18 protein-coding genes are annotated in these 21,420 nt (G+C 67.2%); 13 read left to right on the forward strand and 5 right to left on the reverse strand.

Features of this window, described 5'->3' with window-relative positions; all coding sequences use genetic code 11:
- The 8 genes from HEQ16_00285 to HEQ16_00320 all read left to right on the forward strand — a co-directional run bounded on the left by HEQ16_00285 (position 1) and on the right by HEQ16_00320 (position 8,456).
- Positions 1 to 1,122 carry a cobalamin-independent methionine synthase II family protein gene (locus HEQ16_00285; protein MCO4052513.1) on the forward strand — a complete coding sequence of 374 codons (1,122 nt, stop codon included), beginning with the start codon at positions 1 to 3 and terminating at the stop codon, positions 1,120 to 1,122.
- A gap of 551 nt (positions 1,123 to 1,673) precedes the next feature.
- On the forward strand, positions 1,674 to 2,684 hold the full coding sequence (gene dusA / locus HEQ16_00290; protein MCO4052514.1) for a tRNA dihydrouridine(20/20a) synthase DusA: 1,011 nt from the start codon (positions 1,674 to 1,676) through the stop codon (positions 2,682 to 2,684).
- Complete coding sequence (locus HEQ16_00295; protein ID MCO4052515.1) at positions 2,681 to 3,148, forward strand: PaaI family thioesterase; 468 nt, start codon at positions 2,681 to 2,683, stop codon at positions 3,146 to 3,148. Before dusA ends, HEQ16_00295 begins: the two co-directional genes overlap by 4 nt.
- A gap of 192 nt (positions 3,149 to 3,340) precedes the next feature.
- Complete coding sequence (locus HEQ16_00300) at positions 3,341 to 3,922, forward strand: F0F1 ATP synthase subunit delta (GenBank protein ID MCO4052516.1); 582 nt, start codon at positions 3,341 to 3,343, stop codon at positions 3,920 to 3,922.
- Positions 3,922 to 5,451 (forward strand): F0F1 ATP synthase subunit alpha, encoded by a 1,530-nt coding sequence (locus HEQ16_00305; protein ID MCO4052517.1) that lies wholly within the window; start codon positions 3,922 to 3,924, stop codon positions 5,449 to 5,451. Before HEQ16_00300 ends, HEQ16_00305 begins: the two co-directional genes overlap by 1 nt.
- A 119-nt stretch (positions 5,452 to 5,570) precedes the next feature.
- Complete coding sequence (locus tag HEQ16_00310; protein ID MCO4052518.1) at positions 5,571 to 6,446, forward strand: F0F1 ATP synthase subunit gamma; 876 nt, start codon at positions 5,571 to 5,573, stop codon at positions 6,444 to 6,446.
- A 32-nt stretch (positions 6,447 to 6,478) separates the two neighbouring features.
- Positions 6,479 to 7,945, forward strand: coding sequence for a F0F1 ATP synthase subunit beta (atpD, locus tag HEQ16_00315; GenBank protein MCO4052519.1), 1,467 nt, complete (start codon positions 6,479 to 6,481; stop codon positions 7,943 to 7,945).
- A 109-nt stretch (positions 7,946 to 8,054) separates the two neighbouring features.
- Positions 8,055 to 8,456, forward strand: a complete 402-nt coding sequence (locus tag HEQ16_00320) for a F0F1 ATP synthase subunit epsilon (protein MCO4052520.1) — start codon at positions 8,055 to 8,057, stop codon at positions 8,454 to 8,456.
- 61 nt (positions 8,457 to 8,517) lie between these two features.
- Here HEQ16_00320 and HEQ16_00325 read toward each other — a convergent pair whose 3' ends face one another.
- Positions 8,518 to 8,949 carry a DUF1036 domain-containing protein gene (locus HEQ16_00325; GenBank protein MCO4052521.1) on the reverse strand — a complete coding sequence of 144 codons (432 nt, stop codon included), beginning with the start codon at positions 8,947 to 8,949 and terminating at the stop codon, positions 8,518 to 8,520.
- Positions 8,949 to 10,241 carry a DUF4147 domain-containing protein gene (locus tag HEQ16_00330; GenBank protein MCO4052522.1) on the reverse strand — a complete coding sequence of 431 codons (1,293 nt, stop codon included), beginning with the start codon at positions 10,239 to 10,241 and terminating at the stop codon, positions 8,949 to 8,951. The genes HEQ16_00325 and HEQ16_00330 overlap by 1 nt, the downstream gene beginning before the upstream one ends.
- Before the next feature lie 101 nt (positions 10,242 to 10,342).
- Here HEQ16_00330 and HEQ16_00335 point away from each other — a divergent pair, with 101 nt between their 5' ends.
- The 3 genes from HEQ16_00335 (at position 10,343) to HEQ16_00345 (ending at position 11,836) form a co-directional block, all read left to right on the forward strand.
- Positions 10,343 to 11,167, forward strand: a complete 825-nt coding sequence (locus tag HEQ16_00335; GenBank protein MCO4052523.1) for an N-formylglutamate amidohydrolase — start codon at positions 10,343 to 10,345, stop codon at positions 11,165 to 11,167.
- A gap of 32 nt (positions 11,168 to 11,199) precedes the next feature.
- Positions 11,200 to 11,505: a DUF1244 domain-containing protein gene (locus tag HEQ16_00340; protein MCO4052524.1), complete on the forward strand. Its 306-nt coding sequence runs from the start codon at positions 11,200 to 11,202 to the stop codon at positions 11,503 to 11,505.
- Positions 11,506 to 11,593: 88 nt separating this feature from the next.
- Positions 11,594 to 11,836 (forward strand): DUF2312 domain-containing protein, encoded by a 243-nt coding sequence (locus HEQ16_00345; GenBank protein ID MCO4052525.1) that lies wholly within the window; start codon positions 11,594 to 11,596, stop codon positions 11,834 to 11,836.
- A gap of 30 nt (positions 11,837 to 11,866) precedes the next feature.
- Here HEQ16_00345 and HEQ16_00350 read toward each other — a convergent pair whose 3' ends face one another.
- The 3 genes from HEQ16_00350 to HEQ16_00360 form a co-directional block, all read right to left on the reverse strand.
- Positions 11,867 to 13,633: a DUF882 domain-containing protein gene (locus HEQ16_00350; GenBank protein ID MCO4052526.1), complete on the reverse strand. Its 1,767-nt coding sequence runs from the start codon at positions 13,631 to 13,633 to the stop codon at positions 11,867 to 11,869.
- 227 nt (positions 13,634 to 13,860) lie between these two features.
- Positions 13,861 to 15,909, reverse strand: coding sequence for a L,D-transpeptidase family protein (locus tag HEQ16_00355; protein MCO4052527.1), 2,049 nt, complete (start codon positions 15,907 to 15,909; stop codon positions 13,861 to 13,863).
- Positions 15,910 to 16,051: 142 nt separating this feature from the next.
- Positions 16,052 to 17,548, reverse strand: coding sequence for a sigma-54-dependent Fis family transcriptional regulator (locus HEQ16_00360; protein MCO4052528.1), 1,497 nt, complete (start codon positions 17,546 to 17,548; stop codon positions 16,052 to 16,054).
- 256 nt (positions 17,549 to 17,804) lie between these two features.
- On the opposite strand from HEQ16_00360, the gene HEQ16_00365 reads away from it, so the two are divergent.
- Both HEQ16_00365 and HEQ16_00370 read left to right on the forward strand, forming a co-directional pair.
- Positions 17,805 to 19,631: a M3 family oligoendopeptidase gene (locus tag HEQ16_00365; GenBank protein ID MCO4052529.1), complete on the forward strand. Its 1,827-nt coding sequence runs from the start codon at positions 17,805 to 17,807 to the stop codon at positions 19,629 to 19,631.
- A gap of 297 nt (positions 19,632 to 19,928) precedes the next feature.
- Entirely contained in the window at positions 19,929 to 21,305 is a 1,377-nt protein-coding gene (locus tag HEQ16_00370; GenBank protein MCO4052530.1) for an AarF/ABC1/UbiB kinase family protein, read from the forward strand.
- Positions 21,306 to 21,420: the final 115 nt, after the last annotated feature.

Here is a 21,420-nt window from a genome sequence, read left to right on the forward strand (position 1 = left end):
ATGACGCTGCTTTCCACCCATGTCGGCTCACTGCCTCGCTCGCAGAAGGTTGTAGATTTCCTTTTCGCCCGCGAGCGCGGCGAGGCCTACGATCAGGCTGCCTTCGATGCAGCGATGGAAGAGGCCGTGATGGAATTGGTGCGCCGGCAGAAGGAAGCCGGCGTGGATATCGTCTCTGACGGCGAGACCTCGAAAATTTCGTATGCCACATACGTGAAGGATCGTTACACAGGCTTCGCCGGCGACAGCCCGCGCAATGCCCCGGCGGACCTGAAGCTCTTCCCGACCTATCTCGAACGCCTCGCGCGCGACGGCGGCACGCCGAAATACGCGCGTCCGCAATGCGTCGGGCCGGTGGTCTCGAAGGGCCAGGGCGAATTGCAGAAGGACATCAAGGCCCTGAAGGCTGCGATGGCCACGCATGGCGTGGAGCGCGGCTTCATGAATGCCGCCTCGCCCGGCGTCATCTCCCTCTTCCTGCAGAACGTGCATTACGCAAGCCGCGAGGCTTATCTCGAGGCCCTCGCGGAAGTGATGCGCGAGGAGTATCGCACGATCATCGAGGCGGGGCTCGACCTGCAACTCGATTGCCCCGATCTCGCGCTCTCGCGCCACATGCTTTTCACGCATCTTTCGGACGAGGAATTCCTGAAGATCGCGGGGTTGCATGTCGAAGCCCTGCGCCATGCGGTGGGAGGCCTGCCGCAAGATCGCATCCGGCTTCATATCTGTTGGGGCAATTACGAGGGTCCGCATTGCTGCGACATCGACATGGCCAAGGTGTTTTCGCTGCTGATGGCGGTGCCCGCGCGCTACATTCTGTTTGAGACCGCGAACCCTCGCCACGGGCATGAATGGACCGTGTTCCGCGATCGCGCCAAGGAAATCCCGCAAGACAAGGTTCTGGTGCCCGGCGCGGTGGATACGACGACGAATTTCGTCGAGCATCCGGAACTCGTACGGCAGCGGTTGGAGCGGTTCACATCCATCGTCGGCAAGGACCGCGTGATCGCGGGCTCTGATTGCGGATTTGGCACGTTCGCAGGCTTTGGCTCGGTTGATCCCGAAATCGCCTGGGCGAAGCTCGCGACCCTGAAGGAGGGGGCGCGGCGCGTGCAATGATCCCGCTCGTGCTGATCCCCGGCATGATGTGCGATGCTCGTATGTGGGGCAACCTGGACACCTCCGGAAAGGCTCTGATTTCGGCTTGATGGGTGTTGCCTTTGTGAGCAACCCCGCTGTCTGCGGTCATCGCCTCGACTTTGGTGGTTTTCTGCGTCCCGGTGCCGATGTTCCCGCCCGTTTTCGCCTCATGCAGGCAGAATCCGGGCGTCAAGGAACACCCATCGCTTCATGTTGAAGGCCATGTTCGCGAGCGTGATCGTGGCTTCGGCGCGGGCAATGCCGATCATTCCCCAGCTTCAAGATCAGCCACCACACAGAACTGTGGCAGGCGCTGGACGCCAAGAGCGCGGCGAAGAATTTCGGCTGTGCTGGTGACTACAAGGGGACATGGGTCTGATACGACGCTTGGGTTGCTCGGGTGCGCGCACAGCCTCAACACCAGACCGCGCGCCGTCCTCGGCTTCCAAACACCCGAGGAAGTCTTTATGATTGAGCTATCGAAACTCGGTGATGCACTTCAGATTTGAGACCGCCGACTAAAAGAAAAAATGACGACAAATCAACACTTTAGATTCGCCGTGGCACCTATGATGGATTGGACGGACAGGCACTGCCGGGCCTTCCATCGCCTGCTGACGCGCCATGCGCTGCTTTACAGCGAGATGGTCACGGCCAATGCCGTGATCCATGGCGAGCGCGAGCGGCTGATCGGTTGGTCGGCGGCCCATGAGGGCCGCGTGGCGCTGCAACTCGGCGGCAATGACCCTGACGCGCTGGCCAGGGCCGCCCGCATCGGCGAAGGCTTCGGCTATGCCGAGATCAACCTCAACTGCGGCTGCCCGTCCGACCGCGTGCAGGGCGGCGCTTTCGGTGCCTGCCTGATGCGCGAGCCGGCGCTCGTCGGGGCCTGCGTGGCGGCGATGAAGGCGGCGGTTTCCATCCCCGTCACGGTCAAGTGCCGGATCGGCGTGGACGATCAGGACCCGGCCGAGGCGCTGCGCGCGTTCACGGCTGCGGTGAAGGCGGCAGGCGTCGATGCGCTCATCGTCCATGCCCGCAAGGCCTGGCTTCAGGGCCTGTCGCCGAAGGAGAACCGCGAGGTCCCGCCGCTCGACTATCCGCTGGTCCATGCGCTGAAGGTCGAGAACCCCGAACTGTCCATATCCATCAACGGCGGCCTCCGCGAGCCGTCCGACTGGCTGGCTCACCTCGACCGCCTCGATGGTGTCATGGTCGGCCGCGAGGCCTACCAGAACCCGCAGGTCCTGCTGGAGGTCGACCCCGGCCTGTTCGGCGAACCCGCGCCGGCGCAGGACCTCTTCGCGGCGATGGAGGCCTATGTGCCCTATGTCGCGGCCGAACTGGCACGCGGCACGCGGCTTCATTCGATCACGCGGCATCTGACGGGGCTTTTCGCCGGGCGGCCGGGCGCGCGCGCCTTCCGCCAGGGGCTCGCTCTTGATTGCATGCGGCCCGATGCCGGGCTGGACGCGCTGCGCGGCGCGGTGGCGCGGGTATCGCGCGAGTGCGTGGCCCCGCAGGAGGAGCGCGCAGCATGAGCGCGGATGATCCGTCGGCGGCGGTCGTCAGCGCCGGAGCGGAGGCACGCATCCGCGAGAGCTTCGCGCGGCAGGGGCTCATGGCCACTCTGGGCGCCAGGATCACGGCCGTGACGCCGGGCGAGGTGACGATCATGCTGCCCGTGGCGCCGTCCGTCAGCCAGCAGCACGGCTTCGTTCATGCCGGCGCCGTCGCCGCGATCGCGGATTCGGCCGCCGGCTATGCAGCCTTGACGCTGATGCCGGAGGGCGCAGGCGTGCTTACCACCGAGTTCAAGATCAATCTCGTGGCCCCTGCCGCTGGCGAGCGCCTCCTGGCGCGGGGCAGGATCATCAAGGCCGGGCGCACGCTGACCCTTGCCATGACCGAGGTCCATGCCGTCGCGGACGGGCGCGAGAAGCTGTGCGCCGTGCTCACCGCCACGCTGATGACCATGGCGGGACGCGCCGGCGTGGCGGATTGACGCGACCCAGCCGCAGTGGGGCGGCGGCGAAGCCATGCTGTTGCTTTGCCTGATGGTCCGGGTTGCGTGGCCAGTATCAGCATGCTACGGCACCCCCGCTTTGCGGGGAAACAAACCCTGGCGAAGTCTCCATTCATGCGCGGCTTGCGCGGCTCGGCGACGCTCCCGGAACGGGGCTCGAATCCGGGCTTCATGGACCAAGAGAGATCAGACGTGGCCCAGAGCGGTTCCATCGTGTCAGGTGTCAGCGGGCGTTATGCCTCCGCCCTGTTCGAGCTTTCGCAGGAGATGAAGGCGGTCGACGAGGTCGGCGCGAGCCTTGATCGCTTCGGCGCGATGATCGACGGCAGCGAGGATCTCAAGCGCCTCATCCGCAACCCGGTCTTCACCGCCGACGAGCAGGTCGCTGCCGTCAAGGGCGTTCTGGCCGCCAGCGGCATCGGCGGCCTGGCCGCGAACTTCATCGCGCTGGTTGCATCCAAGCGCCGCCTTTTCGCCCTGCCGGGAATGATCGAGGGCTACCGCAAGCTTCTGGCCGACCATAAGGGAATCGTGCGCGCCGAAGTGATGATCGCCGAGCAGCCCTCCGCAGGCCAGCTCAAGGACATCGCCGCCGCGTTGAAGGATGCGGCCGGCAAGCAGGTCGAGATCGACCTCAGGATTGATCCGGCGCTCATCGGCGGCCTCATCGTGAAGATGGGCTCGCGGATGATCGACGCTTCGCTCAAAACCAAACTCAACTCTATACGCCTTGCGATGAAAGAGGTCGGCTGATGGAACTTCGCGCCGCAGAAATCTCCGCGATCCTCAAGGATCAGATCAAGAATTTCGGCTCGGAGGCTTCGGTCACCGAAGTCGGCCAGGTGCTGTCCGTCGGCGACGGCATCGCCCGCGTCTATGGCCTCGACCAGGTGCAGGCCGGCGAGATGGTCGAGTTCGAGTCAGGCGTGCGCGGTATGGCGCTCAACCTTGAAAGCGACAATGTCGGCATCGTCATCTTCGGCTCCGACCGCGAGATCAAGGAAGGCCAGACCGTCAAGCGCACCGGCGCCATCGTCGACGTTCCTGTCGGCAAGGAGCTTCTGGGCCGCGTGGTCGACGCGCTCGGCAATCCGATCGACGGCAAGGGCCCGATCAAGGCCACCCGCCGTGCCCGCGTCGACGTCAAGGCGCCAGGCATCATTCCGCGCAAGTCGGTGCACGAGCCGATGGCGACCGGCCTCAAAGCCATCGACGCGCTCATCCCGATCGGCCGTGGCCAGCGCGAACTCATCATCGGCGACCGCCAGACCGGCAAGACCGCCGTGGCGCTCGACACCATCCTCAACCAGAAGTCGCTCAATGAAGGTGATGACGAGAGTCAGAAGCTTTACTGCGTCTATGTCGCGATCGGCCAGAAGCGCTCCACCGTCGCCCAGTTCGTGAAGGTGCTCGAAGAGCGCGGCGCTCTGGAATACTCGATCATTATCGCCGCCACCGCCTCGGACGCTGCGCCTATGCAGTTCCTGGCGCCCTTCTCTGGCTGCGCGATGGGCGAGTATTTCCGCGACAACGGCATGCATGCCGTCATCATCTATGACGATCTTTCCAAGCAGGCCGTGGCCTATCGCCAGATGTCGCTGCTGCTGCGCCGCCCGCCGGGCCGCGAAGCCTATCCCGGCGACGTTTTCTATCTCCACTCCCGCCTGCTCGAGCGCGCCGCCAAGATGGGCGACGATGCCGGCAAGGGTTCGCTCACCGCTCTTCCGGTGATCGAAACCCAGGCCAACGACGTGTCGGCCTACATTCCCACCAACGTGATCTCGATCACCGACGGCCAGATCTTCCTCGAGACGGACCTGTTCTACCAGGGCATTCGCCCGGCCGTGAACGTCGGCCTCTCGGTCAGCCGCGTGGGCTCCTCGGCCCAGACCAAGGCCACCAAGAAGGTGGCCGGCAAGATCAAGGGCGAACTCGCCCAGTATCGCGAGATGGCCGCCTTCGCCCAGTTCGGCTCCGACCTCGACGCCGTGACCCAGCGCCTGCTCAACCGCGGCGCACGCCTGACCGAGCTGCTCAAGCAGCCGCAGTTCTCGCCGCTCAAGATGGAGGAGCAGGCTTGCGTGATCTATGCCGGGGTCAACGGCTATCTCGACAAGCTGCCGGTCAGCAAGGTCCGCGCCTTTGAGGACCAGCTCCTGTCGCTGCTGCGCGGCAAGCATGTCGACCTGCTGAACACCATCCGCGACTCGAAGGACCTCTCCGATGCCAGCGCCGCGACGCTGAAGGGCATTGTTGAAGGTCTGTCGAAGTCGTTCGCCTGAGACGGCTCCGGGCCCGCTCGCGGGCTCCAGCGAGGCGAACCGTTCCCGAAGGGACAGGCTCGCCTCACCGCCGCGCCCCTCGCGGGGCCGGACATGACCAGCGGCAAGGGAACGATCGAATGCCCTCTTTGAAGGACCTTCGCACACGCATCGCCTCGGTGAAGGCGACGCAGAAGATCACCAAGGCGATGCAGATGGTCGCCGCGGCGAAGCTGCGCAAGGCGCAGCTGGCCGCCGAGGCCGCGCGTCCCTATGCCGAGCGTATGGAGAGCGTGCTCGCCAATCTTGGCGCCGGCGTCGATGCCTCCTCCGCGCCCCGCCTGCTGGCGGGGACAGGATCGGACAAGGTGCACCTTCTGATCGTCTGCACGGCCGAGCGCGGCCTGTGCGGCGCCTTCAACTCGTCCATCGCCCGTCTGGCGCGCGAACATGCCGGGCGTCTGCTGTCCGAAGGCAAGACCGTCAGGATCCTGTGCGTGGGCAAGAAGGGCAACGACGCCCTGCGCCGCACGCTTGAGCGCAACATCATCGACCTGATCGAGTTCCGCTCGGTGAAGCAGATGAGCTTCGTGCAGGCCGATGAGGTCAGCGCCCGCGTCCTGAAGATGTATGAGGCCGGCGAGTTCGACGTCGCAACCCTGTTCTTCTCCAAGTTCAAGTCGGTGATCTCGCAGATCCCGACCGCGCAGAAGCTGATCCCGGCCGAGATTCCCGCCCGCGCCGCCGCCGGCGGCGCGCAGTCCGTCTATGATTACGAGCCCGACGAGAGCGCCATCCTCGAGACCCTGCTGCCGCGCAACGTGGCCGTGCAGATCTTCAAGGCGCTGCTCGAGAACGCTGCGTCAGAACAGGGCGCGCGCATGTCCGCCATGGACAATGCCACGCGCAACGCCGGCGACATGATCAAGAAGCAGACGCAGAAGTACAACCGCACGCGTCAGGCGATGATCACCAAGGAACTCATCGAAATCATTTCGGGCGCGGAAGCGCTCTGATCACCGAAGCTTGAAGGATCGAGGACAGAACCATGGCCAAAGCCACCACCAAGGCCCCCGCGAAAGCCGACATCACCTCCAGCAAGCCGATGGGCAAGATCATCCAGGTCATCGGCGCCGTCGTGGACGTGCAGTTCGAAGGCGTGCTGCCGGAGATCCTGAACGGCCTCGAGACCGAGAACCTCGGCTCGCGCCTCGTGCTTGAGGTGGCGCAGCATCTGGGGGAAAGCGCCGTGCGCTGCATCGCCATGGACTCGACCGATGGTCTGGTGCGCGGCCAGCCCGTGCGGGACACCGGCTCCCCGATCATGGTTCCCGTCGGCGAAGCCACGCTCGGCCGCATCATGAACGTCATCGGCGAGCCGATCGACGAAGCCGGCCCTGTCATCGGGGAAGCGATGCGTGGCATTCACCAGCCCGCTCCGAGCTATTCCGAGCAGTCCACCGATGCCCAGATCCTCGAAACCGGCATCAAGGTCGTCGATCTGCTGGCTCCCTATGCGCGCGGCGGCAAGATCGGCCTGTTCGGCGGCGCGGGCGTGGGCAAGACCGTGCTCATCCAGGAACTGATCAACAACATCGCCAAGGCCCATGGCGGCTTCTCGGTGTTCGCCGGCGTCGGCGAGCGCACCCGCGAAGGCAATGACCTTTATCACGAGTTCATCGAGTCGGGCGTGAACAAGAAGGGCGGCGGCGAAGGCTCCAAGTGCGCGCTGGTCTTCGGCCAGATGAACGAGCCCCCGGGTGCCCGCGCCCGCGTCGCGCTCTCTGGCCTCACCATCGCCGAGCATTTCCGCGACAAGGGCCAGGACGTGCTCTTCTTCGTGGACAACATCTTCCGCTTCACGCAGGCCGGCTCGGAAGTTTCGGCCCTGCTCGGCCGCATCCCCTCCGCCGTGGGCTATCAGCCGACGCTCGCCACCGACATGGGCGCGCTGCAGGAGCGCATCACCACCACCAACAAGGGCTCGATCACCTCGGTGCAGGCCATTTACGTGCCGGCCGACGACCTGACCGACCCGGCGCCCGCCGCCTCGTTCGCCCACCTCGACGCCACGACCGTGCTGAACCGCTCGATCGCCGAAAAGGGCATCTATCCGGCGGTGGACCCGCTCGACTCGACCTCACGCATGCTCTCGCCCGATGTCGTCGGCCAGGATCACTACCAGGTCGCCCGCATGGTCCAGCAGACCCTGCAGCGCTACAAGTCGCTCCAGGACATCATCGCCATCCTGGGCATGGACGAGTTGTCCGAGGAGGACAAGCTGACCGTGGCACGCGCCCGCAAGATCGAGCGCTTTCTCAGCCAGCCCTTCTTCGTGGCCGAAGTCTTCACCGGCTCGCCGGGCAAGTATGTCAAGCTGGAAGACTCCATCAAGGGCTTCCGCGGCCTGTGCGAAGGCAAGTATGATCACCTCCCCGAGGCCGCCTTCTACATGGTCGGCACCATCGAGGAAGCGATCGAGAAGGCCCAGCGCCTCGCCGCCGAGGCGGCATGATTGATTGATCCCAGTCGGGGGCAAGCATTGGGCAGCCGGGCGTTCGGTCCGGCGGCCGTCTGTACCAACTCTCCGACTGTCCACTGCCCACTGCCGTCCGGAGCGCCCTATGGCCACCTTCCAGTTCGAACTCGTCTCGCCTGAACGCGTGCTTTTCTCGGGCCCGGTGGACAGCGTTGTCGTGCCGGCCTCCGAAGGCGACATGACCGTGCTGGCGGGCCATGCGCCCTCCATGGCGACGCTGAAGCCCGGCGTCGTCACGGTGGCCGAAGGCAAGAGCGGCCAGCGCCGCCTGTTCGTGCGCGGCGGCTTCGTCGACATCAACGAAACGGGGCTCACCATCCTCGCCGAGCATGCCATCCCGCTCGAGGACCTGAAGCCCGAGATGATCGCGGCCGACATCAAGAACGCGATGGACGACGTCGCCGATGCCCGCTCGGTGGAATCGCGCATCGCGGCCCAGGCGCGCCTTGATGGCCTGCGGCAGCTTCAGGGCGCCCTCGTCAACTGAGCGCGGGAAGCACGCCCACGCCGCTGCCAGCCCGCCACACCCGCCTGTTGCGGCAACGCCCTCAGCGCGGCGCGTCGGTCAGCTGGATTGTCCAGCTCTTCTGCTCGCCGGTGTCAACCTCGAAGAAATTGGCCCGGTCGAAGCCGCGCGGCAGGCAGTCGTCGATGCCCCGGATTGTGAACTCGCGATTGCGCACGCACATGGTGGATTTGCCGGTCCACTCCCCGCCCTTGTCGTAGTCGACGGCGTGAATGTAGTAGAACCGCGCCGCCAGCGTCCCGCGCAGGATGGTCTCGCAGCCACGCGGGCTCAGATTCCACCACCCTTCCGTAATCCAGCCCTGGGCATCGCGATAGCCGAGCGCGACGCCGACGCGGCTTGCGGTGTTGTTGCAAATGCGCAGGTCCGCCAGGGCCGCGCCAGACCACAGCATAGCGACGAGCGCGACGGCGGACGAAAGGCGGGGCAAGGACAGGAGGCGGCGAAAAGGCATCACGGCTCGATCAGGATGACGCGGCAGTCATTCACATTGGTGAGCGTCGGTCCCGGCGTCAACAGGTCGCCGATCGCCTCGAAGAAGCCGGTGGAATCATTGTCGGCCAGCATCGCGGCAGGATCGATCCCGGCCACCCGCGCCCGCGCGAGCGTTCCCGCATCGATCAGGGCTCCGGCCGGATCGCTGGGCGAGCCGTCGCCGCCATCGGTGCCGTCCGTATCGCCCGAAACCGCCGCGATGCCCGGCTCGGCGCTGAGCGCAACAGCCAGCGCCAGCGCATACTCCTGATTGGGCCCGCCGCGCCCTCGCCCCCTCAGGGTCACGGTGAGTTCGCCGCCGGAGACCAGCGCCGTCCGCCGTCCGGCGGCCTTCAGCGCCAGCGCCTGGCGCGCATGATCGGCGGCGATCAAGCTCGCTTCGCCCTCGAGATCCGCGCCAAGCGAGACGGGTTCGAAGCCAAGCGCGGCGCAGGCCCGCGCGGCGGCGTCGATCGCATCGGCCGGCCTCGCGATGATGCGGAAGTCGCTGCGCGCCATGTCGGGATCGCCCGGTTTGGGCGTCTCCATGGCGGGGTCATCGAGGAGGCGCCGCGCGCTTTGCGGCAGCGCCAGCCTGTAGCGCTCCACCACCGCGCGGGCGTCTGCGTTGGTGGATGAATCCGCCACCGTGGGGCCGGAGGCGATGATCGACGGTTCATCCCCCGGCACGTCCGACACCGCGAGGGTGAGCACAGTCGCAGGCCAGGCCGCGCGCGCCAGCCGGCCGCCCTTGATCAGCGAAAGCCGCTTGCGCACGGTATTGATCTCGTCGATCGAGGCGCCCGAGCGCAGCATGGCGCGGGTCACCGCCTGCTTCTCCGCGAGGGTCAGCGCGCCAGCCGGCGCGATCCAGTTGGCCGATCCGCCGCCCGAGAGCAGCACCAGCACGAGGTCATCCTCGGCGGCCTCACGCGCCAGCGCCAGCGCTCGTGACGCCGCTTCCACCGAGTGGGCGTCAGGCACCGGGTGGCCGGCCTCGATCATCGGAATGTGCCGCGTGCGCCCGCCATAGCCATGCCGCGCGACCGCGACGCCGGTGATCCGGGACGGATCGACCCCCAGCGTATCGAGATAATGCGCCTCGGCCGCCGGCGTCATGCTGCCTGCGGCCTTGCCGGCGCTGAGGATGATGAGCCGGCCCTTCGGCATGGGCGGCAGAAAGGGCACGAGGCTTTGGGCCGGCAAGGCGGCTGCGACGGCTGCGCGGTAGATGGATTCCAGCGTGGCGCGCACAGTGGGGCTGATCGGCATGGCAGACCTTCGTCTGGGACAGGTGGGAGATCCTGTTAGACCGTATAAGCGCGATATGCCATGAGCATTCCCATGTCAGCGCGGGGGCATCATTCATGAACATGTCGGCCATCCCGGCACCAGGGGCGGGACAGCACGCAGGCCTTCCGGTCCCCTGCGAGGTCGAACTTGTGCCAGGCCCGGACGGCGCAGCCGCCCTGATCCTGTGCGACCATGCCAGCAACGCCATGCCGCCCGAGTTCGGGGATCTCGGGCTGCCCGCGGCCCAGCTCCAGCGCCACATCGCTTATGACATCGGAGCGGCCTGGGTGACGCGGCGCCTCGCCGCCCGCCTTGATTGCCCTGCCATCCTCTCGACCTTCTCGCGCCTGCTCATCGACCCCAATCGCGGGCTGGATGATCCCACGCTGGTGATGCGCCTGTCCGATGGCGCGATCGTGCCGGGAAATGCCCGCCTTGACGAGGCCGGCATCGCGGCGCGTGTCGCCCGCTTCTACCAGCCCTATGACAAGGCCGTTGGCGACGCCGTGAGCCAGCGGATTGCGCTGGGCCGTCCTCCGGCCATCGTCTCGGTGCATTCCTTCACCCCGCTGTGGAAGGGTCGCCCGCGCCCCTGGCATGTCGGCGTTCTGTGGGATCGCGACGACCGCATCGTCGCCCCGCTGTTCCGGGCCCTGCGCGCCGAGGCCGATCTCGTCATTGGCGACAACGAGCCTTATGCCGGCTGGCTCTCGGGCGACACGATCCACCGCCACGCCACCCGCCACGGCCTGCCCAGCGCGCTGATCGAGCTGCGGCAGGATCTGATCGACACCGAGGCGAAGGCCTCCGCCTGGGCCGATCGCCTTGCCGCCATGCTCGCTCCCATCCTCGATGACTGGCGCCTGACGGGAGCGGCCCTGTTGCCGCAGGCCGCGCGCGCCTAGATAAGAACCTGCAGCCAGCAGGAGCCAGACCCATGCCCGACATCGACCAGGCCACCATGACCGAACTCGAGGCCGCGGCCTTCCGCCGGCTGGTGCAGCATCTGCGCGACCGCGCCGAGGTGCAGAACATCGACATGATGAACCTGGCCGGCTTCTGCCGCAATTGCCTGTCCAACTGGCTGAAGGAGGCGGCTGATGCACGCGGCCTCGCCATGAGCAAGGATGACAGCCGCATGGCGGTCTATGGCATGAGCTACGACGCGTGGAAGGCGCTTCACCAGGGCGATGCCAGCGAGGCGCAGAAAGCGGCCTTTGAGGCGAACAGGCCACAGCACTGAGGCGTTGCGCGCCTTGCCCCATCGTGCCGCTTGACGAAGCGGGGGCAAGGCCTCACTCCCTGCTGCCCCACAGCAGGAACACCACACCATGTCAGATCCCATCCAGGGCGATCAGCTCAAGAGCATCGTCCAGCGCATAGAGCGGCTGGAGGAAGAGAAGAAGACCATCGCCGACGACATCAAGGAGGTCTACTCCGAGGCCAAGGCCAACGGCTATGACGTCAAGGTGCTCCGCAAGGTGATCTCGATCCGCAAGCGCGACCTGCGCGAGCGCCGCGAGGAGGAGGCGATCCTCGATCTTTATCTGCAGGCGGTGGGCGAGTCGGCCTGATCGGCTATCGGCTCGCGCAGCGCCCTGCGTTCACCGTCCGATATAGGTCGTGGGCAGGGGCTGCACCGCTGGGCCCGAGAACCGGTCCGCGCGCGTGTCGTTCGGCTCGCGCTGGCTGAAGCCGAGCGCAGCGGCAGGCCCTGTCTCGGTGTTGACCTGACCCGGCTGCGGCTGGGCCGCGCGGGCCTTCGTCTGCGTGATGCGTGGAGGGCCGCCGCTGGGCAGCGTGCCGGTGGCCACAGCCGCGAAGAGATTGTCTAGAGCCTGCCGATCGACGGTGGCGGGTCCCGGAACCGGCGTCGCGGCGGGACGCGGCGACACGCCGCGCAACGCCGGCAGCGGCGCGGCCATGGCCACGGGTGCCGTTGCAGTGGCGGCGACGGGCGCGGCTGCGAGAGCCGGACGAGGACGCTCGGGCGGGGCGGGATGCGCGACCGCGACAAGCCTCGGCGCAGGATCGCGCGCGTCGCGCGGAGCGTCCACGGCATCGGCCGAGGCGAGGCGGGGTCCGTCGCTTGCCCGGCGCGGCGGCAAGGGCGCGAGCACCAGACGCCCGGCCGCCTCGGGCGGGGCTGACGCTTCGGGCGGCAGGCCGCTCGGACCTTGTTGCCAGTTGAGGCGCTGTCCGGTGGAGCCCGGCTGCACTGCCGCCAGCTGCACGGGAGCCAGATCCGTGGGACGGGCAGTGGGGAACGGCGCGGCCACGAAGCGCGGCTGCGCAGGCGCTGCGGGCACGGGGGCCGGTGCGGCGGCGGGCGCCGGAAGTGGCTCTGCCGCGCGCTGCGGTGCAGGCTCGGCGCGCGGCGCGGGCGCCTCGATGGTGCGTGGCAGCGGCGCGCTGCGCGCAGGCGGCTCGGCCGAGCGGTTGAACAGCCCGTAAAGGTCGCCTGATTCGCCGCCGCTGGACGGCGCATAGGCAAGCGTCTGCTGGGAGCGGCTGCTGCGTGCGGCCCGCCCGCGGGCAGGCCGCACCTCATCCTCCTCGTTCCAGCCGAACAGGGATGCCCAGAGGCTGCGGCGCGAGCCCTGCATGATCGCGCCCTCGTCGAAATCGCCGGTGGTGTAGCCGCCCACGCTGCCGCCGCGCGCCAGGATCTGCGCCTTGGCGACCTCGTAGCCTTCGAGCGGGCGGCCATCGGCGGCGATGTGCACCGTGTCGCCCTGAGGGAACAGACGCACGAGCTGGTCGCGCGTCATGCGAGGCCAGGAGCGCACCGAGCCGACGTCGAGATGCACGAAGGGCGTGTTGGCGGTCGGATAATAGCCCACCCCCCCACGCTGGAGCTTCATGCCCACTGCGCGGATCTGCGAGGAGCTCGCATCGGGCAGGAAGAAGTCCATCGCCTTGCCCTGCATGTGCTGCGAGTGCTTCGCGACGCCGCGCGAGCGGCGGCGCAGCATGGCGTTCGTCCCGGGTGAGCGATAGGCGGAGACCACGTGGAACGGGCTCGATGAGCCGACCTCTCGGTGCACCTCCCAGGCGATGTCGAACAGGCGCGGGTCCATCCTGATCTGGTCGTCATTGCGCCAGTCGCGCAAGGCATGGTTGAGCCGATCCACAGCCTCAGGGACATAGCGCCCGTCTCGGCGGAAAGTGACCGTGGTGAGTTCCTTGGTGTGCATGTGCAGGATGGAGATGCTGCGGGTGTCGCCATTCGCCACCGCGTCCTGGGTGCCGCGCGAGCCGATCGCCAGGGCGCAAAGGCTCGCCAGCGCGACGAGCGCGGCGCGACGAAACGGCCGCAGCCTGCGCCTCAGCGGGGCGACCGGCCGGCCGGGATCAGGCGGCGTTGACAAGGCTCGTTTCCCGCGCGTGGCTGAGGCTGACCATGGCCGAAGACCTTCCCCGATACGATACGAACGCTGCTTCCATAACCAGCCGGCTGTCCCTCATTCGGAATCGACCATTGCCGATGACGGTTAACCATGCGTTGCCGAATGACAAGACGGGAGCCCCCGCCGCGACATCCGGCCATCCCTGCCCTTCGATCATGGCGAAAAGCTGCGCCGGCGGCAAGCGCGCGTCAGACGCCCAGCGCGTCGCGTGTGCGTCGATGGAAGCCGTAAATGTCCTCGAAGGTCCGAAGCGCGCCGTTCTCGTCAACAACATGGGTCATGTAGACGATGTGGATGGGCAGCTTGCGCGCCAGCCTGATGGTGCGCTCGCCCGAGCCCACGAGGTTCTGCAGCCGCCGTTCGGACCAGCCGCCATCCGTGCCGCTCAGCACGAGTTCGGCGAGCTTGAGCGGCCGCTCGACGCGCACGCAGCCCGATGAATAGGCCCGCCGCGCCGAGGCGAACAGGTTCCGCGACGGCGTGTCGTGCAGATAGACGGCATGATTGTTCGGGAACATGAACTTCACATTGCCGAGCGCATTGGAGGGGCCGGGCGGCTGGCGGACGGTGATGTTGTTGCCGCGCCGGATGACCTGATAGCCAAGCCGCTCGGCATAGCCCGGATCGGAGGCGAGCTTGGGCAGGATGTCCTTGCGCAGGATGGTGGGCGGGATCGTCCAGGACGGATTGAGCACCAGATGATCCATCATCTCCGAAAAGATCGGCGTCGGCCGCTCGGCCTTGCCCACCACGACGCGCGAGCTGTGCACCACGGCGCCGCCCTCGACCTTGCGCATCATGTATTCGGGCACGTTGACGATGATATGCTCCTCACCGAGGTCGGCAGGCAGCCAGCGCCAGCGTTCCATCGCGGCGATCAGATCGCCCTCGGCCTGCGCCGGCGACACGCCGTTGAGCGCGTCCACCGTGACGCGGTTGAGCACGCCATTGGCGGTCAGCCCGTTCTCGCGCTGGAACTCGGCGATGACGGCGGCAAGTGAGCGATCATGGACGCGGTTCTCGCCGGGAGCGAAGCCGAAGCGGGCCCTGACCAGCACGATGCGGTCGTCGCGCATGCCGATGCGCACCGCCGGTCCGGCCGGGATGCGAACTTCCGGGGCGGGCGCAGGTCGCTCGGCGCGCAGCGTGGCAAGCCTCGTTCGCAGCGCGCGGTAGCCGGCATGGTGCGGCTGGAAGGAGGCCAGCACGGAGGCCGGCTCGGCTCCGGCTGCTCCAAGACGCGACAGGACATCAGCCGTCGCCGGCAGTTCGAGCCTGGGCGTGATCAGGGCCGACAGCCGGCGCGGATCGATGCGGCCGCCGCGTGCATCGCGCGCATAACGCACGGCCGCAAGCGTCAGTCGCACATCGGCCGCGGCCAGATCGACGCTGCGTGGCAGCAGAAGCTGCGGCAGCGCATAATCGGCCGGCCGCAGGCCATCTTCCGCAGCGCGCGCCAGTTGGGCCCGCAGCATCTGGCCGGCGGCATTGAGCGCCTCGCCGTCATGCCAGAGCGGCGCATGGTCCCGCTCCTGATAGAAGGCGAGGACCGCGCGCTGCTCGGAATCGGGCAGCCAGGGCTGGCGCACGAGGTCAGGAAGGCCTGCGGCGATCAGGGGCCTGAGCGCATCGGCCGTGACGCCCTCCCTGGCAGGAGCGGTGGCGACATCGTCAAGGCGCACCGGCGCGGCTTCCGGCGGCTCCGGCAAGGCCATGGGCAGGGAAGCGAGCGGATCAACGGGAAGCGAGGGAGAAAGGCTTGCCGTCGAGATCGGCGCTGGCGGCTCCTCGACCGGCTGCGCTGCGATGACGGGCGCGGCGGTAATGGTCTCGGCCAGGCTGATCGCCACAGTGGAGGCGGTATCGGCGCCGAGCGACGCTTGCCGCACATCGCTCAGATCGACCTCGGCGGGTTCCGGCAAGGGCGGCACGAGCGTGGCGATGTCGAGTGGGTGCCCGGCAGCGGCTTCGGGGCCGCTCACATCGAACACGACCTCGGCCGGCTCGGGCGGCGGCGGCAACAGCGTGACGATGTCGGGAAGCACGCTGGAGGCGGCAGGCGCTTCGGTCAGCGCAATACGCTGAGCCGAAAGGTCGGCTTGCGTGAACACGACCTCGGCCGGCTCGGGCGGCGCAGGCAGCGCCAGAAACTCATCGACACTCGCGAGGCTCAAGGTGGCGGATGCGATGCACAGACCCAGAATGGACGCCGACACTGCTGCGCGCCTCAACGCCATAATCAGTCTCCCCGAAATAAGCCCGCGTCGCAGCAGTGTCGAATCGCGCCCGGAGTCGCAATCCCAATCCTGCAACACCTGAATAAAAAATTTATCATGCTGCCAAGCTGACGCTTTGCGAGATCCGCCGAAAGCGGCATCCTCAAGCCGCTTCCTCCTCCGCAGCGCCCTCCGCGGCGCCCTCGTCGAGCCCGTAATCCTTGAGCTTGCGGTAGAGCGTGGACCGGCCGATCCCAAGCTTGCGCGACACTTCCGACATGTGGCCGCGATAATGCTGCAACGCGAACTTGATGATGTCGCGCTCGAGATCGTCCATGCGGCGCATGTCGGAGCCCTCGGTCAGCTCGATCGCGTTCGGATCGCGCACCGGAACCTGGATGATTCGCGGCGGCTCGGCCCCGCCGGACGTCACGGCATAGGGCTGGGGCGCGGGCGGGATGCGCACGTCGAACCCTTCGACCTGCGCCGCGATCTGCGGAAACTCGGCGACGGTCAATTCGTCCCCGTCGCACAGCACCACGGCGCGAAAAAGCGCATTCTCGAGCTGGCGCACATTGCCCGGCCAGTCATAGCGCTGCAGAAGGGCTGCGGCTTCGGGAGTCAGGCCCCTGATGCGCTTGCCCTCTTCAGCCGCAAAGCGCGCGACGAAGGATTTGGCCAGATCGGGCACGTCCTCGCGGCGCGAGCGCAGTGCAGGCAGCAGGATCGGGAAAACGTTGAGCCGGTAATACAGGTCCTCGCGGAAGCGGCCCTGCTTCACCTGATCGAGCAGGCTCTTGTTCGTGGCTGAGATCAGCCGGATGTCGACCCGCACGGATTTGCGCCCGCCGACAGGATCGACCTCGCCTTCCTGGATGGCGCGCAGCAGCTTGACCTGGGCTTCGAGCGGCAACTCGCCGATCTCGTCGAGAAAGAGCGTGCCGCCGCTGGCCTCGATGAACTTGCCGACATGCTTCTCGGTGGCGCCGGTGAAGGCGCCCTTCTCGTGGCCGAACAGGATGGACTCGACAAGGTTGTCAGGGATCGCGCCGCAGTTGACGGTGACGAAGGGTTTGCCCCGGCGGTCGCTGGAGCCCTGGATGGCGCGGGCGAGCACCTCCTTGCCGACGCCTGATTCACCCTCGATGAGGATCGGGATGTTGGATTTCGCAGCCCGTTCCGCCAGGCGAACCACGCGCGCCATCTCGGGGCTGCGGGTGCTCAGATCGTGGAAGCCGAGCGTGCCGGAAGCGCGGCGCTTCATGCGCCGGATCTCGTCCTCCAGGGCGCCGACCTTGATCGCGTTCTTGATCGAGACCTGCAGCCGCTCCGCGCCAACGGGCTTGACCACGAAGTCGACTGCGCCGGCGCGCATGCCCGCCACCACCGTCTCGATGGAGGAGTGCGCCGTCTGCACGATCACCGGCTTTTCAAGCCCCTTGTTCTTGATCGCGGCCAGCACGCCCATGCCGTCAAGCTCTGGCATCACGAGGTCGAGAATCACCAGATCGACCGCCTCGCCCTCCATCCCCGTGAGCATGCGCAAGGCGGTCGCGCCGCTGTCGGCCGTACGCGCCTCGTAGCCGAAGCGGCGCACCATCGCCTCTAGCAGGCGGCGCTGGACGGGATCGTCGTCGACGATGAGGATCGTGGTGGTCATTGTCAGTCCAAACCGGCGGCACGGCGGGAATCGCGTGTGTCGTTTCGGATCAATGTCAGGCACAAGAGTTAAGCGCCGCTTAAGCGAAAGCTCTGCGCCGATGGCAATTCCTGCAGGGCCGCGACAGAGCGCCGGTTGATTGCACTGGCCGAAGCGCACATATGCTGCTTGGCCGCGCCGTTCCGCTCCGGCACCCGCCAGCCAGAGGTCCGCCATCATGCCGCATCGTCCTGACCTCGCCCCCGCATCCTTGCGGATGGCCATGTCGCCGGCGCCCCCCGCGCGGCGCGCGTCCCCTGATCCGGGCCTGGTCGACCTGCCCGAATGGGATCTGAGCCATCTCTATCCGGCCATGGACGCGCCAGCGTTCGGGGCCGACATGGAGCGCGCCGCTGGCCAGGCGCTCGACTTCGCCGGCCGCTATCGCGGCAGGCTCGCCGAACTTGCCAGCCGCCCGGATGCATCCGTGAGGCTGCATGAAGCCGTGACGGAATACGAGGCTCTCGATGACCTCATGGGCCGGATCATGTCCTATGCCGGCCTTGTCTACTCGGGCGACACCACCGACCCCGCCCGCGCGAAATTCTACGGCGACGCGCAGGAGCGCATCACCACCGCCTCGACCGAGCTGCTGTTCTTCACGCTGGAGCTGAACCGCCTCGACGATGAAGTTCTGGACAAGGTGGCCGCCTCACCGCCGCTGAGCCACTACAAACCCTGGCTCGACGACATCCGCAAGGACAAGCCTCACCAGCTCGACGACAGGCTCGAGCAGCTCTTCCACGAGAAGTCCGTGACCGGCCGCGCCGCCTGGAACCGGCTTTTCGACGAGACCATAGCCTCGCTGCGCTTCAAGGTCGGCGACCACGAGCTGACGCTCGAACCCACGCTCAACAAGCTCCAGGACAGCGACGGCAAGGTGCGCAAGGCAGGCGCGGAGGCCCTCGCCAACGTCTTCAGCCAGCACATGCGGACCTTCGCGCTCATCACCAACACTCTGGCCAAGGACAAGGACATCCAGGACAAGTGGCGCGGCTTCGGCGATGTGGCCCAGTCGCGCCATCTCGCCAACCGGGTCGAGCCTGCCGTGGTCGATGCGCTGGTCAGCGCCGTGCGCGATGCCTATCCGCGCCTGTCTCACCGTTATTATGCGCTCAAGGCCCGCTGGTTCGGCAAGAGTGAGCTCAACTTCTGGGATCGCAACGCCCCGCTGCCCAAGGTGGAGCAGCGCACGATCCCGTGGAGCGAGGCGCGCGACACCGTACTCGGCGCCTACGACGCCTTCTCGCCGCGCATGGCCTCCATCGCGCGTCGCTTCTTCGACGAGCGCTGGATCGATGCGCCCGTTCGCCCCGGCAAGGCGCCGGGCGCCTTCGCTCACCCTACGGTTCCCTCCTCGCACCCCTATGTGCTGATCAATTATCAGGGCAAGCCGCGCGACGTGATGACGCTGGCCCATGAGCTGGGCCATGGCGTGCATCAGGTGCTGGCCGCGCCCAATGGCGCGCTGATGGCGCCGACCCCGCTCACCCTGGCCGAAACCGCCTCGGTCTTCGGCGAGATGCTGACCTTCCGCCGCCTGCTCGACGCCACCACCAGCCAGAGCCAGCGCAAGGCCATGCTGGCGAGCAAGGTCGAGGACATGATCAACACGGTCGTGCGCCAGATCGCTTTCTACTCCTTCGAGCGCAAGCTCCACGAGGAGCGCAAGCAGGGCGAGCTCACCGCCGATGCGATCAGCGCGCTGTGGATGAGCGTGCAGGCCGAGAGCCTTGGCCCCGCCATCAGGCTCGGCCCCGGCTACGAGACCTACTGGACGTACATTCCCCACTTCATCCACTCGCCCTTCTACGTCTACGCCTATGCCTTCGGCGATTGCCTCGTGAATTCGCTTTATGGCGTCTACGAGCGCTCGGCCGACGGTTTCCAGGACCGCTATTTCGCCATGCTGAGCGCAGGCGGCACCAAGCACCATTCCGAGGTGCTCGCGCCTTTCGGCCTTGATGCGCGCGACCCCGGCTTCTGGCAAATCGGGCTTGGGCTGATCGAGCGCATGATCGTGGAACTGGAACAGATGGGATGACGGCCGCGTGCTGGCTCTAGGCGGCGATCAACGGTCCCTGGGGCAAGAGCCGCCAACCCGGCATCCCGACCAGCATGCGCGACATCGTCGCGGACGGCATCGCAGCGGCGAAGGCCGGGGCGGGCATGGCCGCTCAGGGCTCGCCGCGCTCACGCAGGAGCAGCTTGACGACAAGGGCATGCGCTCCGATCGGGACCTGATGCTGGGCGCCGTGTCCCGGTTGACCGCCGGCGAGCCCTGAGCGGCATGCCCCCCCGCGACCTTGGCGAGGGCCGGGAGCAGGCTTATGTCAGGGACATGAGCAGCCCCCGCGACACCGAAGAGAACCGATTTTCCGCGCGCGCCTCGCGCTATGCCCGCGTCGGCGCCAATGTCGGCGGCGTCGCGGCGCGAATCGCCACGACCTTCATCACCGGCCGTACAGGCGCGGCGGACAGCCGCAATGCCGCCGCTCTGGCGCAGGCGCTCGGCGGGCTCAAGGGCCCGCTGATGAAGGTCGCGCAGCTTGTCGCCACCATTCCCGATGTGGTCCCGCCCGAATATGCCGAGGAGTTGCAGAAGCTCCAGTCGGAAGCCCCGCCCATGGGCGCGGCCTTCGTCAACCGGCGGATGATGGCCGAGCTTGGCGGCAACTGGCGCCAGCGTTTCGGCGCCTTCGACCTCAAGCCTGCTGCCGCGGCCTCGCTCGGCCAGGTCCACCGCGCCACCTCGCTCGACGGCGTGTCCCTGGCCTGCAAGCTCCAGTATCCCGACATGGAATCGGCCGTGGAGGCGGACCTCAAGCAGCTCCAGCTCCTGCTGGCGCTGCACCGCCAGCTCGACTCGGCCATCGACACGCGCGAGATCGCCAAGGAACTCGGCGCCCGCGTGCGCGAGGAGCTCGACTATCACCGCGAGGCGAGGCATGCGGCGCTTTATCAGCTCATGCTGGCCGGCACCGATGATGTGCGCGTGCCGAAGGTGGACGCCGCCCTGTCCACGCGGCGCCTGCTGACCATGCACTGGCTCGAGGGCGCCAAGCTGCTCAGCCACAAGGATGCCGATCTGGACACGCGCAACCGGATCGCGCGCGCCATGTTCCATGCCTGGTGGCGGCCCTTCATCCGCTTTGGCGTCATCCATGGCGATCCGCATCTGGGCAACTACACCGTGTTCGACGATGGCGGCCGCCCAAGCGGGCTGAACCTGCTCGATTATGGCTGCGTGCGCATCTTTCCGGCCAGCTTCGTCAACGGCGTCAACGAGCTGCGCAACGGCCTGCTCCACGGGGACGCGGCCCGGATCGTCCATGCCTACGAGGTCTGGGGCTTCAGGAACCTCAGCAAGGACCTCATCGAGATCCTCAACATCTGGGCGCGCTTCATCTATGGCCCGCTGCTCGATGACCGGGTGCGCACCATCGCGGACGGGGTCAGCCCCGGCAATTACGGGCGCCGCGAAGCGTTCGCCGTGCATCAGGCGCTCAAGGAGAAGGGCCCCGTCACCGTGCCGCAGGAGTTCGTCTTCATGGACCGCGCCGCCATCGGGCTGGGCGGGGTCTTCCTGCATCTGCGCGCCGAGATGAATTTCTTCCGCCTGATCGAGGACGAGCTGACCGCCTTCTCCGCCGAGACGGTGGCGCGCCGTCAGGCCGAGGCGCTGGCGGCGGTCGGTCTCAGGCCCGCGCAAGCCTGAGACGCAAAAGTCTTGGACGCGCAAGCCTTGGACGCGGAGGCCTGGGAGGCGGAGGCCTGGGAGGCGAAGCTGCCCCTGCAACAGCCGGGAACGGCACGCGACACAAAGCCCGACA

Origin of the sequence: Bosea sp. (in: a-proteobacteria) (genome assembly GCA_023910605.1) — a bacterium.
GTDB lineage: Bacteria > Pseudomonadota > Alphaproteobacteria > Rhizobiales > Beijerinckiaceae > Allobosea.